Source organism: uncultured Bacteroides sp. (genome assembly GCF_910586915.1).
In the GTDB taxonomy this organism is placed as follows: Bacteria; Bacteroidota; Bacteroidia; order Bacteroidales; family Bacteroidaceae; genus Bacteroides.
Genome location: NZ_CAJULN010000004.1, coordinates 16,440 through 32,533, shown reverse-complemented (window position 1 = coordinate 32,533; position 16,094 = coordinate 16,440). Strand labels below are relative to the sequence as shown.

The window sequence follows — 16,094 nt, the reverse complement described above, 5'->3', positions numbered from 1 at the left end:
ATTTGCCTGATAATATAAAATTAATAAGATAGCAAAATGAAAACAATTTCATATTATATATCTATAGCTGTTATTTTGGCGACAGCTGTTTTTGCCGGTTGTGCAGACGATGATGAAAAGTCGTTGTCACCCTATTTCGGTGAACTTTCGATTTATGATTTTGCTCCTAATACAGGAAAAGGTGGTACGCAGTTATTGATAAATGGTGAACAATTTCCATTGGATGTAAATTCTATTTCTGTGAGTATCAATGAAGTATTATTGTCTATCCTTCGTTCTAATGAAGAGCAGTTGTTGGTTGAAATTCCCGATGATGAGGCAATAGGAACTGCTCCTATTATTATCAAGGCAAACGGAAGGAGTGTTCAATCGGACATAAACTTTGTTTTTCAGAAGGCAACTGTTACAGGTTATTCTCCTGCTTATGGAAAGGTTGGAACAAAAGTGCGTATTTATGTAGAGAATCTGCCGAAGGAGATAAAGAATTTATCTGCTACATATAACGGACAAGTTGCAGAGTGTACGGTTGAAGAAGGGTATTTTTTAGTTACTATTCCGGAAACAGATTTCGGTTCCTATCCTATAGTTATTAGTTTTAATGGAAGAACGCTTACTACAGGAAACTTTGAATATAAAAATCTTTTGTTCGAACGCACTATATCTACATTACCGGGAAGTTCCGAATTTAATATCATGTGTGCTGATTGGGAATATCGCCGGGGTGGTATTGCTGTGGATGATAATGGAAATGTATATTTGACAGATATAGGTAATTTGCGTGTACGTAAAATTGCTGTGAACGGTACTGTTACGGAAGTGGCAGGTACAGGTACAGAAGCTGATGTCGACTGGGGACTTAACTGGCGTTTTGACAATGGGGGTACCGGTTCGTACAATGCTGTGGTACGTCCTACGGATTTAAAGATTGACAGTAAGGGAAATATGTATATTTGTGATGATTGGGCTTCGGCAACTGTATGCTTTGAACCTGACGGAAAGGCTCTTTATATGGGCTGGCAAGTGGCTGTGAGCTTGGCTATTGATGAGGCTAACAATCGGCTTTATAGTATGACTTCGAATGGGAACATTCTTCTCAAAGAGTTGGATGATTATGGCAGTTCTCCTAATAATCATGGCACTATCATCATTTCAGGTGATGGAAATCCAGGCGGTATGGATATAGATAAGCGTACAGGTGATCTTTATATTACCAATATCGGTACTAATCAGGTTATTAAATATGTGAAAGATCAATGGGATTCTCCTATTGTGATAGCAGGCAGTGGTAAGAGCGGACATACCGATGGACCGGTCAATGAGGCTACTTTTGCCAGTCCATGGGGAATTGCGGTTACTGCTGACGGCAATATTTTAGTGGCGGGTAATGGTACGGCAGATGCTTCGACGGCTAATGCCGATCAGAGTATTCGCTATATAGACTTACAAACCGGAATGGTTACTACGTTTGCAGGTTCGGCAGATTCTGGCAATACAGATGGAAGTTTTGAAGTACTTTCCTATGGAGGGGTTAACTCAACCATAGAAACATTACCAGCCGCATTTGGTGCTGCGTCTTCCGTATGTGTTGACAAGAACGGTACTGTGTATGTATTAGATCGCCGGAATAATTGTGTAAAGAAAATAACAACAATAGAAAAATGACAATTCTTATGAAACAGAACATCATTCAATATCTTGCTTTGGCTTTACTGATAGGAAGTATAAGTCTATTTGGCAGTTGTAAGGACGATACCGGACATGATGCTGACAGTCCTGTGGTTGTGAATCGTTTCTATCCGACAAGTGGTAGTGCCGGAACGGAAATTTTGATTACCGGAAGAAATTTTTCGGAGAATCCAGAAGATATCTCAGTAACTTTAGGAACTATTCCATTAAAAGTGTTAAACTGTAATATGAATAGTATCATGGCTGTTGTCCCACCTAAATTAGGTGATGGAGTGCTGACGATTACCATTGCTAATCGAGAACCTGTTCGTACCATTGAATCTTTCACTTATTCATTCTCGGCAGTCGTTACGACTTTAGCGGGTAGTCCTGATGGTGAGCCCGGTTATCAGGATGGAAATGGAGATGAGGCATTGTTTTTCTTCGATGGTGCTAAGGGAGATCCTGCAGAAGATTGGAGAAAAGGTTCTGTATGTGTAGATGACGAGGGTAACGTGTATGTGGGTGATTGTGTGAATTATTGTGTACGGAAGATTACCCCTAACGGCACCGTTACGACTTTTGCCGGATTGGCTGGAAACAAAGGATGCATAGATGGAACAGGAGTACAGGCACGTTTTAATGGACTCTATGGGATGGATTGTGATGCAGAGGGTAACATATTCTTGACAGATGTTTTTGAATGGAAAATCAGAAAAATAACTCTCGATGGTGTAGTGACAACACTTGGCAGCACAGACTTTGAACCTTGGATGTTGGCTGTAGATAAACGTTGTGGAGATATTTATGTTTCATCCAATAGTGGTATTTACAAATGGACGGCAGAAGGCTCTACCCAAATCGCTACTGGTAATTTTAGAGGATTGGTTTTGGATAAAGAGGGTAATTTGTATGGAACTGATCAAATACAGCATGCTATAGTGAAATTTAAAGCAGGAACGTGGGAAACAGAGAATGTAGTAGGAAAAGGAACTTCTGGTTATTTGAGTGGTTCTTTTGAAGATGCTCTTTTCACATATCCTTGTGATTTGGCTATTGATTCAGATGGAAATATCTATGTTGCTGGTAATGGTGTATGGGATGGTGGTGAAAATCTCGACTAAAGTATTCGGTTGCTTGATATGACGAATAGAGTGGTACGTTTGGTTGCAGGTGGAACTCAAGCTGGATATGTAGATGCAAATGGTTCATCTGCTGCTTTTTCTGGCCCTCAGGATCTTGCTGTGGACAAAAATGGAATAATTTATGTTTATGACAAGAAAAATAATGCAATCAGGAAAATTGTTTATGAATAATTAAGGGGGATGGAGGCGGTGAGGAGTGCTTCTGTACATACAAACCGCCTTTTCTATTTTTCAGTTTTTAATAGAGGATTTAAATTATATACGAATGAGAAAGAAGATGATTTTATTGGTATTTTCCTTGTTTGTTGGATTAAGTTCATGTGGCAATGAGGAACTTCCAAGAGAACCGGAGAAAGAACAGGAAAGTAACGAAGGAGATAATACGGACGATTCCGATACTTCCTCTGAAGCCGAATCGGTGAGTTGGTATGTGGCTACTACGGGTAATGATGGTAACAGTGGTGCTATGAATAGTCCTCTGAAAAGTATATCCAAAGCACTATTGTGTGTTAACCCTGGTGATACGATATTTCTTAGAGAAGGTGTATACCACGAGTTTGTTACTCCTACTCGTTCCGGAAAAAAAGGTAAACTGGTGACTATAAAAAGTTATCCTGGTGAAACAGCAAAAATAGATGGAACTGGAATGGAAATCAAAGGCTGGTTTAATGCGTTGGTGCAACTGAAAAGTGTACAATATATGACTTTTGAGAATCTGCACATTTGTAATGTTACAAATTCAGATGTGAATACTGACCCAGAAGGGGTATATATTAATGGTACATCAAGGGATATAACATTTCGTAATTGCAAAATCTACAATATAAAAAGCACTTGTCTTGTTGGGCATAATAATGGTGATTGGCGTAGTGCACACGCATTTTTGGCGATAGGAGATGATAATGGTACACCGATACGTAATCTGACCATTGAAAAATGCGAAATTTATGATATGCATACCGGAACCAGTGAGACGTTGACTATTGCCGGAAATGTGGATGGATTTACCATACAGGAATGTGAGGTGCATGATGTGGAAAATATAGGTATTATTATAGCCGGTGGAGACAACTTGAATGCAGGAGGTGATATTTCCGTAAATTACGCACGTAACGGAGTGGTGAAGTGTAACAAAGTATATCGGTGCTCTCATCAGATTTCAAAAGATTTTTGGGAAGGTGTTTACAATAATCCAGCTGCTTATGGAGCTATTGGTATTTACGTTTGCGGCGGAGCAAGTACTATTATTGAACAAAATATAGTATGGGGATGCGACCGTGCTATTGGTTTGGTTAGTGAGAGTGATGTGTTGGCTACGAAGGATTGTATTGTACGTAATAACTTTGTTTATAACAACTATCGTACAGGTATTTATTTGGGAGACTATGTTGGGTATACGGTAGGAGGAACAACCGGATGTTATGTAGTAAATAATACACTCTATCATAATAATTTGGTTGGTGGTGCGTTGAACGGAAATAATAATTCGGAAAATATCAATGACGAGAAGGACAGCGAGGGTGAAATTCGTCTGACTGAGAATTGTACTAATAATACAATAATGAACAATCTGATTTATGCTGTGACCGACCGGGATATTTTTATTCGCAAATACACAAATTCCGGTAGTGAGAATAAAATAGGGTATAATCTCTATTACTCTCCGTCTGCTACTAATCACAAGTGGTTTTGGAATGGTGTTGAATATACGAATTTTTCCGCATGGCAAAAGGCAAGTGGTGATGAAAACTCTCTTTACAATGTTGACCCTATGCTGATGGATTTGAATGTGGAAAATCCGAATTTGCATTTGCAACCGAGTTCGCCAGCAAAGAATGTAGGTCATTTTATTGCTGCTTATTTTGTTGGAAACTATGATATTGACGGTGATAGACGTTATAATGGCGACTGTATTAATATAGGAGCTGATCAGTGAGCCTGTAAATGATAATGATTTTTAATTAAAAGCCCATGAAAATGAGAAAAAGTTTTTGTTCATTTATAAGTTTCCTTTTATTTGGTTTGTTGGCTTGTGGTGCTACTCCTGTCAACTGGTATGTAGCCCCGGATGGTAATGATGCGAATAATGGAAGTAAAAGAAAACCGCTTCAGACAATAGCTGCCGCACTACAGCGTGTCAATCCAGGTGACACTATATTTTTACGTGAAGGCTCATATGGAGAATTTGTGATTCCGAAGCGTTCGGGAGAACCAGGTAAGATGATAACATTAAAAAGTTATCCTGGTGAAACAGCAAAAATAGATGGTTCATATCTGCATATCAATGGGTGGGGAAATGCATTGGTACAAGTTAATAATATAAATTATATGCAATTTGAAAATTTGCATATTTGCCATGCACATGATTCAGAGGACAATACCGATCCGGAAGGAGTTTATATAAGCGGAACATCTGGTAATATTACATTTCGAGGATGTAAGGTGTATGATATAAAGAATGATTGTCCATTAGTTGATGCGAAAGGTGATTGGCGTAGTGCACACGCAATTCTTGTTTTAGGAACGGACGACCATACACCGATTCGTAATTTGCTGATAGAGAAATGCGAGATATTCGAGATTCATAGCGGCACAAGCGAAGCCTTCACACTGGCAGGCAACGTGGTCGATTTCACGATTCAGGATAATGAAGTGCATGATGTGGAAAACATCGGTATCATTATCGCAGGCGGAGATAACCTGAATCCTCATGGCGATATTTCGGTCAACTATGCACGTAACGGAATAGTGCGCCGCAATAAAGTATATCGCTGCACGCACGAAAAGTCACAGGATTACTGGAGCCAGTCCGTATCCAATGGCGGAGCGATTGGCATCTACCTGTGCGGCAACGGAAATACGATTGTAGAACAGAATGAAGTCTTTGAATGCGACCGGGGAATCGGGCTGTGCAGCGAAAGCTACAAACTGCAAACCAAGGACTGCATCGTACGCAACAATTTCGTGTACAACAACTTCCGTACTGGCATCTATATGGGAGCCTATCTCGGTTTCGACGGGCTGAGCACCAAAAGTTGCTATGTGTTGAACAACACCTTGTTCAACAACAACCTGAAAGGCGGACAACTGGACGGCACAAACAACTACCTGAAAGTGAACGACCGTGACAACAGCAGTGAAGGTGAAATCCGCCTGTCCGAATTGTGCGAGGAGAATGTGATAGCCAACAATATCATTTATGCCCTGTCGGACAGAGACATCTTTATCCGCAAATACACCACCTCGGGAAAGAATAACTTTATCGGCGGCAATATCTACTTCTCACCGAACAAGAAAAACCATAAATGGATGTGGGACGGCAAAGAATATACCGATTTTTCCGTCTGGCAGGCCGCAAGCGGCGACCGGACATCGGTGTTCAATGTAGACCCGCTGCTGAAAAGCACCCGTACGCGACAACCGGACTTACACTTGAAATCCGCTTCGCCGGCCATCGGCACAGGTCTTGTATATCGGGGATATGTCATCGGAATGTTCGACATAGACGGTGACAAGCGTTGTGAGATTCATTCTGTTAATATAGGTGCCGATCAATAAAGTATCTGCCCTTTTACTTGTTCAAATATACAAATCATGAAAATATTGAAACACTCTCTGGCTATTCTTTTTGTGTTACTGTGTACGGCAGCCCATACCTATGCCGCTCCGTTCGACGGCGTGCGGGAACTCGTGTCCCGTCGTGCTCCGTGGCTGGGTAAACATATTCAGTTCAAGGCAATGCCCTCTTCGGACGGCGATTGCTTCACACTGCAAACAGTAAATAAGAAACTACTGGTTCAGGCTACCGGCGCAAATGCGGCGGCAGTCGGTGTCAACTGGTACTTGAAGTATTACTGCCATCGCAGTATGTCACATCTTGGTGACCAGCTCGCCCCCGTAACAGAGCTTCCGGTCATTGACCAACCCGTGACAGTCAAAACCTCATCTATATATCGCTATGCGCTGAATTACTGTACCTTTAATTATACCATGAGTTTCTACGATTGGGACGACTGGCAGTGGGAGCTTGACTGGATGGCGCTCAACGGCGTTAACCTGATGCTGGTAGCCAACGGCTCGGAAGCTGTATGGCAAAACACGCTCCGCCGGATGAACTATTCGGAAAAGGAGATTGCCGACTTTATCACCGGCCCTGCCTATAATGCCTGGTGGCTGATGGGAAATATCGAAGGATGGGGCGGCCCTATGCCCCAGTCGCAGATAGACAGCCGGAAGAAACTCGTACAGAAAATGCTGAAACGCATGAAGTCACTGGGCATCGAACCGTTGATGCCCGGATTCTACGGAATGGTGCCGAGCAACCTGAAAAACAAAAGTAAGGCGCATATCATCCCCCAAGGCACTTGGGGAGCTTTCACAAGGTCGGATATTCTCGACCCGACGGATCCCGAATTCGACCGTATAGCTGGAATATTTTATGAAGAAACCCGCCGTTTGTATGGGTCGGATATCCGTTTCTTCTCCGGCGATCCTTTTCACGAAGGCGGAGCAACGGATGGTGTAGCGTTGGGTGACGCAGGCCGGGCTATACAAAAAACAATGCAGAAATATTTCCCGGAATCCGTCTGGGTATTGCAAGGCTGGCAGGACAACTCGAAGCCGGGATTGCTTGAGAAACTGGATAAACGCTACGTACTGGTACAGGAATTATTTGGCGAAAACACCAACAACTGGGAGACTCGCAAAGGCTACGAGGGAACTCCTTTCATCTGGGCTACCGTCACTAACTTTGGCGAAAGGCCGGGCATCAACGGAAAGTTGCAACGTTTTGCCGATGAGGTTCACCGTGCTTCGAATGGAGAATACGCATCATATATGAAGGGAGTAGGCATTTTGCCCGAAGGCATTAATAATAACCCGGTTACCTATGAACTGTTGCTTGAATTGGTGTGGCACAAAGACCGCGTAGATGTAGACCAATGGGTGGAATCTTATATTACAGCCCGTTATGGACGCATCACCGATGATATACGGACTGCCTGGAAAATGATGTTGAAATCCATTTATAGCAGTGAAGTCGGTTATCAGGAAGGCCCGCCCGAAAACATCTTATGTGCGCGTCCGGCGTTGGAACTCAAATCCGTCTCTTCCTGGGGAAGACTGGCTAAGAAATACGACACGGAGCTTTATCGAAAAGCGGCACTCCTGTTTGCCAGGGCAATGCCCCAATTCAGTGATGTCCGTACCTATCGCATCGACCTGATACACTTTCTGCGGCAAGTGATAGCGAATGATGCCGATTCGGTATTCAATGCTATAATGACTGCTTATCAGGAGAAAGATACGCAAAAGTATGAAAAGCAAGTATCCCGCTTCCTCGATATGATAGATACCGAAAACGAACTATTGGCACAAGACCCGTTCTTCCGCCTGAGCACCTGGCAGCAGCAAGCGAAAGATGCAGGCAATACCGCCGCAGAGAAAAAGAACAATTTCCACAATCTGATGATGCTTATCACTTATTGGGGCGAGCACATACCGACGGAAGACAATTTGCATGATTATGCCTATAAAGAATGGGCGGGCATGATGAACACCTACTACAAAGATCGTTGGATGGTTTACTTTGACTATCAGCGCGCCTTGCTTCGCGGAGAGACAGCGCAAGCGCCCGATTATTTTCATTGGGAGCGTGAATGGGTAGAAAAGAACCTGCATATGGTAGACGATGCGCCACGTATGTCTTTGACGGAGATTGTAAATAAGATTACCCGCTAATATTTTTTTGTAAGAAGAAAGAACGTTATGAACAGGATATATTTCAATTTAATGATTTCCCTACTTCTGCTTGTCGGCTTTTCCGGCTGCGGGCAGAAGAAAGGAACTATACAACCTCTTGTAGTAGCTACTATGGAGCGCCCTTCGGGGCAGGAAGATGTCATTCAGTTGACAGCTCCCAAGATAGACACTGTACGGGTCGGATTTATCGGACTGGGGATGCGTGGCCCGGGGGCAGTTGCCCGTTTCACTCATATTCCGGGCACGCAAATCAAGGCTTTGTGCGACATTCGCCGGGAATGCGTGGAAAAGGCGCAGGATATTCTCAAAGAAGCCGGTTTGCCCGAAGCTACGGCTTATTATGGAGATGAAAACTCATGGAAGCAGTTGTGCGAAAGGGACGATATAGACCTTGTATATGTAGCTACGGACTGGAAGCACCATGCCGAGATGGGGGTATATGCCATGGAACACGGCAAACACGTGGCTATTGAAGTGCCGGCTGCCATGACACTGGATGAGATTTGGAGTCTCGTCAATACGTCCGAAAGAACCCGCAAGCACTGTATGCAACTGGAAAACTGCGTGTACGACTTCTTCGAACTGACTACGCTGAACATGGCGCAACAGGGAGTGTTCGGAGAGATTCTGCACGTAGAAGGCGCTTATATCCATAACCTTGAAGAATACTGGACTACTTATTGGAACAACTGGCGTATGGATTACAATCGTAATAACCGGGGAGACATATATGCGACACATGGCATCGGTCCGGCTTGCCAGTTGCTCAATATTCACCGGGGAGACAGGATGAAGACACTGGTGGCTATGGACACTAAAGCGGTCAACGGGCCTGCATATATCAGAAAAATAACGGGTGAGGAAGTGAAAGATTTTCAGAATGGCGATCAGACGACTACTGTCATCCGTACGGAAAATGGCAAGACGATGCTTATCCAGCACAATGTAATGACACCGCGTCCCTATAGCCGTATGTACCAATTGGTCGGCACAGACGGATATGCCAGCAAATACCCGGTCGAAGAATATTGCCTGCGTCCCGAACAGGTGGATACTCATATCGTCCCCAACCATGAGAACCTGAACGCGCACGCTTCCATGTCCGAAGAAGCCAAACAGGCAATAATGGACGAATACAAACACCCCATTCACCGGGAACTGGAAGAGACAGCCAGGAAAGTGGGCGGTCATGGCGGTATGGATTACATCATGGATTATCGGTTGGTGTATTGTCTGCGCAACGGTTTGCCGTTGGATATGGATGTATATGATTTGGCAGAATGGTGTTGTATGGCGGAGTTGACCCGCCTTTCCATCGAAAATGGTTCGGCTTCGGTTGCCGTTCCTGACTTTACGCGTGGCGGATGGAATAAAATAAACACATAGCGAAATAGTAAATTTGAGGAAAGCGTAGCGAATGTACTGGAACAGCGTTCGTTACGCTATATTTTTCTCTCGGCAAAAAGCCAAAGAAAACCATAATATAGACAAATGACGCAAAAGTTCAGTTACCACATCATTACCCGTGTAATGATGCAATTTTTTTGTGAAACCTAAATTTTGCATCGTTTGGCGTCATTTGTCGTATCTGTCGGTAACTCACTATAAACTAATTTTGTAACCAAAAAAATGAGTGAGTTATGAGAAGTACTTTTAAGGTCTTGTTCTATGTAAAGAAAGGCAGTGAGAAACCCAACGGCAACCTGCCTTTAATGTGCCGCCTTACAGTGGACGGAGAGATTAAACAGTTCAGTTGCAAGATGGATGTTCCCTTGCGGCTGTGGGATGTGAAGAACAACCGTGCTTCGGGCAAAAGTGTCGAAGCGCAGCGAATCAACATTGCCGTTGATAAAATCCGAGTAGAAGTAAACCGCCGCTATCAGGAACTGATGCAGACGGACGGATATGTTACTGCCGCCAAACTCAAGGATGCCTATCTCGGTATCGGTGTCAAGCAGGAAACCCTGCTAAAACTCTTCGAGCAACACAATACCGAGTTTTCCAAGAAAGTGGGACACAGCAGAGCAAAGGGAACGTTCCAGCGTTATGTGACCGTTTGCAAGCACATCCGTGAGTTCCTGTCCCATACCTACAAGCGTGAGGATATTCCGCTGAAAGAATTGAACCTCACATTCATCAACGACTTCGAGTATTTTTTGCGCACGGAGAAGAAATGCCGTACCAATACCATTTGGGGCTACATGATTGTGCTGAAACACATTATCTCCATAGCAAGGAATGACGGTCGTCTGCCGTTCAATCCATTTGCAGGATATATCAATTCGCCCGAAAGCGTGGACAGGGGATATATCACAAATGAGGAGATACACACGATGATGAACACCGATATGCCCGACAAGACACACGAGCTTGTCCGAGACCTGTTCATCTTTTCCACGTTCACAGGGTTGGCGTATTCCGATGTCAAGAACCTCACGGAAGACAACCTGCAAACATTCTTTGACGGCAATCTATGGATTATCACCCGAAGAAAGAAAACCAACACGGAATCCAATATCAGACTGTTGGATGTTCCCCGAAAGATAATAGAGAAGTACAAAGGCATGACAAGGGACAACAAGGTATTCCCCATGCCGAGCAACACGACTTGCAACAAGAAGTTGAAAACTATTGCCGAGTTGTGCGGTATAAAATCCCGTCTGACCTATCATGTGGCAAGACATTCGGCAGCGACTACAGTCCTATTATCCAACGGAGTACCGATTGAAACCGTCAGCCGACTTTTGGGACATACCAACATAAAGACGACCCAAATCTACGCAAAGATAACCGCCCAAAAGATTAGTCAGGACATGGAAACCCTGTCGCACAGGCTGGAGGATATGGAAAAGAACATTTGCAACGCCATTCAATAACCCTTGAATCAAACGGAAATGAAAAAGGAAAGAAATATCATCACAATGGACGAGTTCGGCAATGTGGTTATGCCGAAAGATATAACCGATGTGTGGATGAACGAAGCCGAGTTGTTGGATTTGTTCGGTGTAACCGTCCCAACCATTCGGGCAGGTATAAAGGCTCTTTGCAAAAGTGGCACATTAAGGGAGTATGAGATAAGGCGCACCATACGCATATCCGATAATTGCAGCATGGAAGCTTACAATCTTGAAACGATAATCGCCCTCGCTTTCCGCATCGGAACATTCGGAGCGGAGCAAGTGCGCAATGCCATTCTGAAAAGACTGTACTTGCGAAAAGAAAAACAAACCGTTTTCTTTTCGCTGACTATGGGTAGGACAAACGGCATACCATTGTCATAAACGTATAAACAGGCACTCTGATTTTTCTCCCGAAAAGCGCAATCCGACAATTCGTTTTTCGGGAGTTTTTTCATCTTCCTAATCCGATTCCAGCCCCAAACCATTGATTTTTTTGTTTCGAGAGGCGTTTTTCCGCATTCTGCTATATTTCGCGTAACAACTTATACATTAAATGCTTATACTTTTGTAGCTGGTATTTTTCAAACTTAAAACCATTTGATTATGTCAGCTAACAAACAACAAGACAGCCACCGACCGCCATTGGATGACGGCATGGCAAAGGAAGAATTCATCCGAGTGGGGACAACGATTTACAAGATTGTAGAGCAACCCAAACTGAACGGAGGGTATATAAGGAAACGCATAGCGTGGAACAACGAGACCCTGCGCCAAGACTACGGCAAGGATTACATCGGCAGCGTTCCCAAGTATGACGGCTTCTGCACCGTGCCCGAACATATCGGCTACCGCCCCGTAGTCGGCAAGTTCCTTAACCTATATGAGCCGATAGACCATGTACCACGACAGGGGGATTTTCCCTCTATCCGTTCATTGCTGCATCATATCTTCGGGGAGCAATATGAGTTGGGCATGGACTACCTGCAACTGCTCTACCTGCAACCCATACAAAAACTGCCTATCCTGCTGTTGGTGTCGGAAGAACGCAATACAGGCAAAAGTACGTTTCTGAATTTTCTGAAAGCCCTCTTTCAAAACAATGTCACTTTCAACACCAACGAGGATTTTCGCAGCCAATTCAATTCCGATTGGGCTGGAAAGCTCCTTATCGTGGTGGATGAGGTGCTGCTCAACCGCAGAGAGGACAGCGAACGGTTGAAAAACTTGAGTACTACATTATCCTACAAGGTGGAAGCCAAAGGCAAAGACCGTGATGAGATAGCGTTCTTTGCCAAGTTCGTATTATGTTCCAACAACGAGTATCTGCCCGTAATCATAGACACAGGGGAGACACGCTATTGGGTGCGGAAGATAGACCGCTTACAGTCGGACGATACCGACTTCCTGCAAAAGCTGAAAGCGGAGATACCCGCCTTTCTCCATTTCCTGCAACACAGGCAGCTTTCCACCGAAAAGGAAAGCCGAATGTGGTTCGCTCCGTCATTGTTACATACTGAAGCCTTGCGGAAGATAATCCGCAGCAACCGCAACCGATTGGAGATAGAGATGCACGAACTGATACTTGACATTATGGACAGTATCGGCACGGACACATTCTCGTTCTGCTACAACGATATACTTCTATTGCTGGTACATTCGCAGGTAAAGGTGGAGAAGCACCAAGTCAGGAAAGTATTGCAGGAGTGCTGGAAACTTACCCCTGCATCCAACGGACTGACCTATACCACCTACCAACTGAACTATAACCGGGAATGTCGGTATGAGCCTGTTAAAAGGGTCGGGCGGTTTTATACCGTCACAAGAGAACAACTCGAATCCCTGTAATACCATTCTTTTTTTGTTGAATTGATGAATAAGTATATAACCATACTGGTAATGAGTAATATACACTTTCAACAAAATCTCAACAATCGAAAAGAGAAGTTGAGAGAGGAACAACACACAATTGTCGGTTTCTCTTTTGGCGAGTGGTTTGTTGAGAAGATGTTGAGCAAATACAGTGCTGTATATAAGCGGATTATATTACCCGTTCAACAATTCATCGTTTTTACAATTATCATTAAATCCGTAGAAAAATTATGACTACACAAGAAGCAAAGAACATACGCATTGCGGACTATCTGCAAAGTCTGGGCTATACGCCCGTCAAACAACAGGGCAACAGCCTTTGGTACAAATCACCGCTGAGAGAGGAAAGGGACGCATCTTTCAAGGTGAACACCGAACTCAACAGGTGGTATGATTTCGGACTTGGCAAAGGCGGCAACATCATCGCATTGGCTGCGGAACTCTACCATACGGAAAATGTAGCCTGTCTGTTGAAGCGCATAGAGGAACGGACACCATACATCCGTCCTGCATCGTTCTCTTTTAGTGCGCAACAATCCGACAACCGCACTTATCGGGGTTTAAGGGTTGGCGAGTTATCTTCCCCTGCGCTCATCGCCTATCTGCAAGAAAGGGGAATAAACATTGAACTCGCCAAAAGAGAATGCATGGAACTTCGGTTTATGAATGCCGACAAACCCTATTTTGCAATCGGCTTTCCGAATATGGCAGGAGGATATGAAGTGCGCAACAGATATTTCAAGGGGTGTGTTGCTCCGAAAGACATCAGCCATATCCGACAGCAGGGCGAACCGAGAAATATGTGTTATCTGTTTGAGGGATTCATGGATTATCTCTCGTTCCTTACCATTAGAATAAAGAACAATCCGCAATATCCACGACTGACCACGCAGGACTATATCATACTCAACTCCGTTTCCAACCTCACGAAAGCGGAAAGCATATTGGCGACCTACACCCGAATCGGCTGTTTCCTTGACAACGACAAGGCTGGACGGAACGCCTGTGAGACCTTAAAGGCGAAATTCGGGGAACGCCTGTTTAACAAGTCGCTATATTATCGTGACTACAAGGACTTGAACGACTACCTGTGCGGTAAGCCCTTGTCCCAATCGGCAGAACCGATAAAGCAGGAGAAGCAAGTCCAATCCGCAAGGCGGATGATGCAGCCACCGAAAAAGCGAGGGCTGAAAATGTAGAAAGGGGTTGCTTGCAGCGGCACGGATATTTGCCAACGGAAAATACCGTAGCTTATTAGGGAATTTTCCGAGCCGCATTGCAAGCAACGCTGAAAATCTCCCAATAAGCCAAAGAGGCTGCACCTCTCTGGACACTCCCCAGCCAACGGCAGAAGCCGTATAGAAGTAAACCATCAACCATTGTTCCACAAGTTAAAAAGAAAGGATTATACATGGGTTATGCAGTATTACACATGGAAAAGACAAGCGGAACGGATACCGCCATGTCAGCGCACATCGAGCGCACCATCAAACCAAAGAATGCCGATGAGAGCAGGACGCACCTCAATCGGGAACTGATAAGGTTTCCTGATGGTGTGGAAAGCAGGACACAAGCCATACAGTACCGATTGGACACCGCAGGACTGACACGCAAAATCGGTAACAACCAAGTGAGGGCTATCCGTGTCCTGCTAACGGGAACTCATGATGATATGGAACGCATCACCAACGAGGGCAGACTTGACGAGTGGTGCAGCGACAACCTGAAATACCTTGCCGACACATTCGGCAGGGAGAATATCGTGTCGGCAGTCCTGCACATGGACGAGCAGACACCGCACATACATGCCACCCTTGTACCGATAATCAGAGGAGAGCGCAAGCGCAAAAAGAAAGAGGAACAGGTTAAGAAGCGATACCGCAAGAAACCGACCGGCACAACCCGATTGTGTGCCGATGAGATTATGACACGAGCCAAACTCAAATCCTATCAGGACACCTATGCACAAACCATGAGCAGATACGGGCTGCAACGTGGCATTGACGGTTCGGAAGCTAAGCATATATCCACACGGCAGTATTACCGTGACCTGATGCAGCAGACGGAACAGTTACGAACAGACATAGGGCTGCTCCAAGACAGCAAAGAAATAGTACAGGAAGAACTCAGGCGAGCCAAGAAAGAGGTGCAGACCGAGAAGCTGAAAGGGGTAGCCACGACCGCAGCCACCCACATAGCGGAAAGTGTAGGTTCTCTTTTCGGCAGTAATAAGGTTAAGACTTTGGAAAGGCAAAATGCAGCATTGCAAAACCGCATTTATGAACTTGAAAATGAAGTTCAACAACATGAGGAACGGCAAGCCAAACAGATACAGGAAATGAAAAGCGCATACGAACAGCAGAACCGCAAGTTGTCCGAGTTCGTGGATTTCGTCAAACGTTATTTCCCATACGTGGATAAACTGATACCGACAATAAAGTTCCTGCGCGATTCTCTGCACTTTGACGATGCCGTCATTAGAAAACTATGCATATTCAAAGACGCCACCATTAAAGGTGAACTATATTCCCGTGAGTTTAACCAGCATTTTAAAGTTGACGGTGCGGTTTGTTCACTCAAACAGAGCACAGAAGGAAATTTTGAACTCAACATAGACGGCGTTTCGCATGTCAATTGGTTCAGACGAAAGAAAGGCGAGTTCATGGAAGCGTTGGGAATGCCGACAAGGAAACAAAATAGGGGTATTAAGCTGTAAATCATAATAAAGTACGTGATAGTAGAATACTATATCACG

Annotated in this window: 12 protein-coding genes; all 12 read left to right on the top strand. The window is 44.4% G+C overall.

The window, feature by feature from the left end; all coding sequences use genetic code 11:
• Positions 1-36: 36 nt before the first annotated feature.
• The 12 genes from QZ331_RS02625 to mobV all read left to right on the top strand — a co-directional run bounded on the left by QZ331_RS02625 (position 37) and on the right by mobV (position 16,055).
• Positions 37-1,662, top strand: a complete 1,626-nt coding sequence (locus tag QZ331_RS02625; RefSeq protein WP_294627808.1) for an IPT/TIG domain-containing protein — start codon at positions 37-39, stop codon at positions 1,660-1,662.
• A gap of 8 nt (positions 1,663-1,670) precedes the next feature.
• Positions 1,671-2,789: an IPT/TIG domain-containing protein gene (locus tag QZ331_RS02620; RefSeq protein ID WP_294627806.1), complete on the top strand. Its 1,119-nt coding sequence runs from the start codon at positions 1,671-1,673 to the stop codon at positions 2,787-2,789.
• 18 nt (positions 2,790-2,807) lie between these two features.
• Positions 2,808-2,981, top strand: coding sequence for a hypothetical protein (locus QZ331_RS02615; protein WP_294627805.1), 174 nt, complete (start codon positions 2,808-2,810; stop codon positions 2,979-2,981).
• A 94-nt stretch (positions 2,982-3,075) separates the two neighbouring features.
• Complete coding sequence (locus QZ331_RS02610) at positions 3,076-4,746, top strand: right-handed parallel beta-helix repeat-containing protein (protein WP_294627803.1); 1,671 nt, start codon at positions 3,076-3,078, stop codon at positions 4,744-4,746.
• 41 nt (positions 4,747-4,787) lie between these two features.
• The gene (locus tag QZ331_RS02605) at positions 4,788-6,368 is read left to right on the top strand and encodes a right-handed parallel beta-helix repeat-containing protein (protein ID WP_294627802.1); all 1,581 of its coding nucleotides are present in this window, start codon (positions 4,788-4,790) and stop codon (positions 6,366-6,368) included.
• A gap of 36 nt (positions 6,369-6,404) precedes the next feature.
• Entirely contained in the window at positions 6,405-8,549 is a 2,145-nt protein-coding gene (locus tag QZ331_RS02600) for an alpha-N-acetylglucosaminidase (RefSeq protein WP_294627800.1), read from the top strand.
• Between the two features lie 27 nt (positions 8,550-8,576).
• Positions 8,577-9,956: a Gfo/Idh/MocA family oxidoreductase gene (locus QZ331_RS02595; protein WP_294627798.1), complete on the top strand. Its 1,380-nt coding sequence runs from the start codon at positions 8,577-8,579 to the stop codon at positions 9,954-9,956.
• 254 nt (positions 9,957-10,210) lie between these two features.
• A complete protein-coding gene (locus QZ331_RS02590; RefSeq protein WP_118774174.1) occupies positions 10,211-11,446 on the top strand; it encodes a site-specific integrase in 1,236 nt (411 codons plus the stop codon).
• 18 nt (positions 11,447-11,464) lie between these two features.
• Positions 11,465-11,851, top strand: a complete 387-nt coding sequence (locus tag QZ331_RS02585) for a hypothetical protein (protein ID WP_118273767.1) — start codon at positions 11,465-11,467, stop codon at positions 11,849-11,851.
• 222 nt (positions 11,852-12,073) lie between these two features.
• The gene (locus QZ331_RS02580; protein WP_234098892.1) at positions 12,074-13,315 is read left to right on the top strand and encodes a primase-helicase family protein; all 1,242 of its coding nucleotides are present in this window, start codon (positions 12,074-12,076) and stop codon (positions 13,313-13,315) included.
• A gap of 254 nt (positions 13,316-13,569) precedes the next feature.
• Complete coding sequence (locus tag QZ331_RS02575) at positions 13,570-14,538, top strand: toprim domain-containing protein (protein ID WP_294627791.1); 969 nt, start codon at positions 13,570-13,572, stop codon at positions 14,536-14,538.
• Between the two features lie 212 nt (positions 14,539-14,750).
• Entirely contained in the window at positions 14,751-16,055 is a 1,305-nt protein-coding gene (gene mobV / locus QZ331_RS02570) for a MobV family relaxase (RefSeq protein WP_294627790.1), read from the top strand.
• Positions 16,056-16,094: the final 39 nt, after the last annotated feature.

Bases quoted from the DNA above. Each gene is read 5' to 3' on its own strand.
- QZ331_RS02625 (WP_294627808.1), top strand. From the start codon at position 37: ATGAAAACAATTTCATATTATATATCTATAGCTGTTATTTTGGCGACA.
- QZ331_RS02620 (WP_294627806.1), top strand. From the start codon at position 1,671: ATGAAACAGAACATCATTCAATATCTTGCTTTGGCTTTACTGATAGGA.
- QZ331_RS02615 (WP_294627805.1), top strand. From the start codon at position 2,808: ATGACGAATAGAGTGGTACGTTTGGTTGCAGGTGGAACTCAAGCTGGA.
- QZ331_RS02610 (WP_294627803.1), top strand. From the start codon at position 3,076: ATGAGAAAGAAGATGATTTTATTGGTATTTTCCTTGTTTGTTGGATTA.
- QZ331_RS02605 (WP_294627802.1), top strand. From the start codon at position 4,788: ATGAGAAAAAGTTTTTGTTCATTTATAAGTTTCCTTTTATTTGGTTTG.
- QZ331_RS02600 (WP_294627800.1), top strand. From the start codon at position 6,405: ATGAAAATATTGAAACACTCTCTGGCTATTCTTTTTGTGTTACTGTGT.
- QZ331_RS02595 (WP_294627798.1), top strand. From the start codon at position 8,577: ATGAACAGGATATATTTCAATTTAATGATTTCCCTACTTCTGCTTGTC.
- QZ331_RS02590 (WP_118774174.1), top strand. From the start codon at position 10,211: ATGAGAAGTACTTTTAAGGTCTTGTTCTATGTAAAGAAAGGCAGTGAG.
- QZ331_RS02585 (WP_118273767.1), top strand. From the start codon at position 11,465: ATGAAAAAGGAAAGAAATATCATCACAATGGACGAGTTCGGCAATGTG.
- QZ331_RS02580 (WP_234098892.1), top strand. From the start codon at position 12,074: ATGTCAGCTAACAAACAACAAGACAGCCACCGACCGCCATTGGATGAC.
- QZ331_RS02575 (WP_294627791.1), top strand. From the start codon at position 13,570: ATGACTACACAAGAAGCAAAGAACATACGCATTGCGGACTATCTGCAA.
- mobV (WP_294627790.1), top strand. From the start codon at position 14,751: ATGGGTTATGCAGTATTACACATGGAAAAGACAAGCGGAACGGATACC.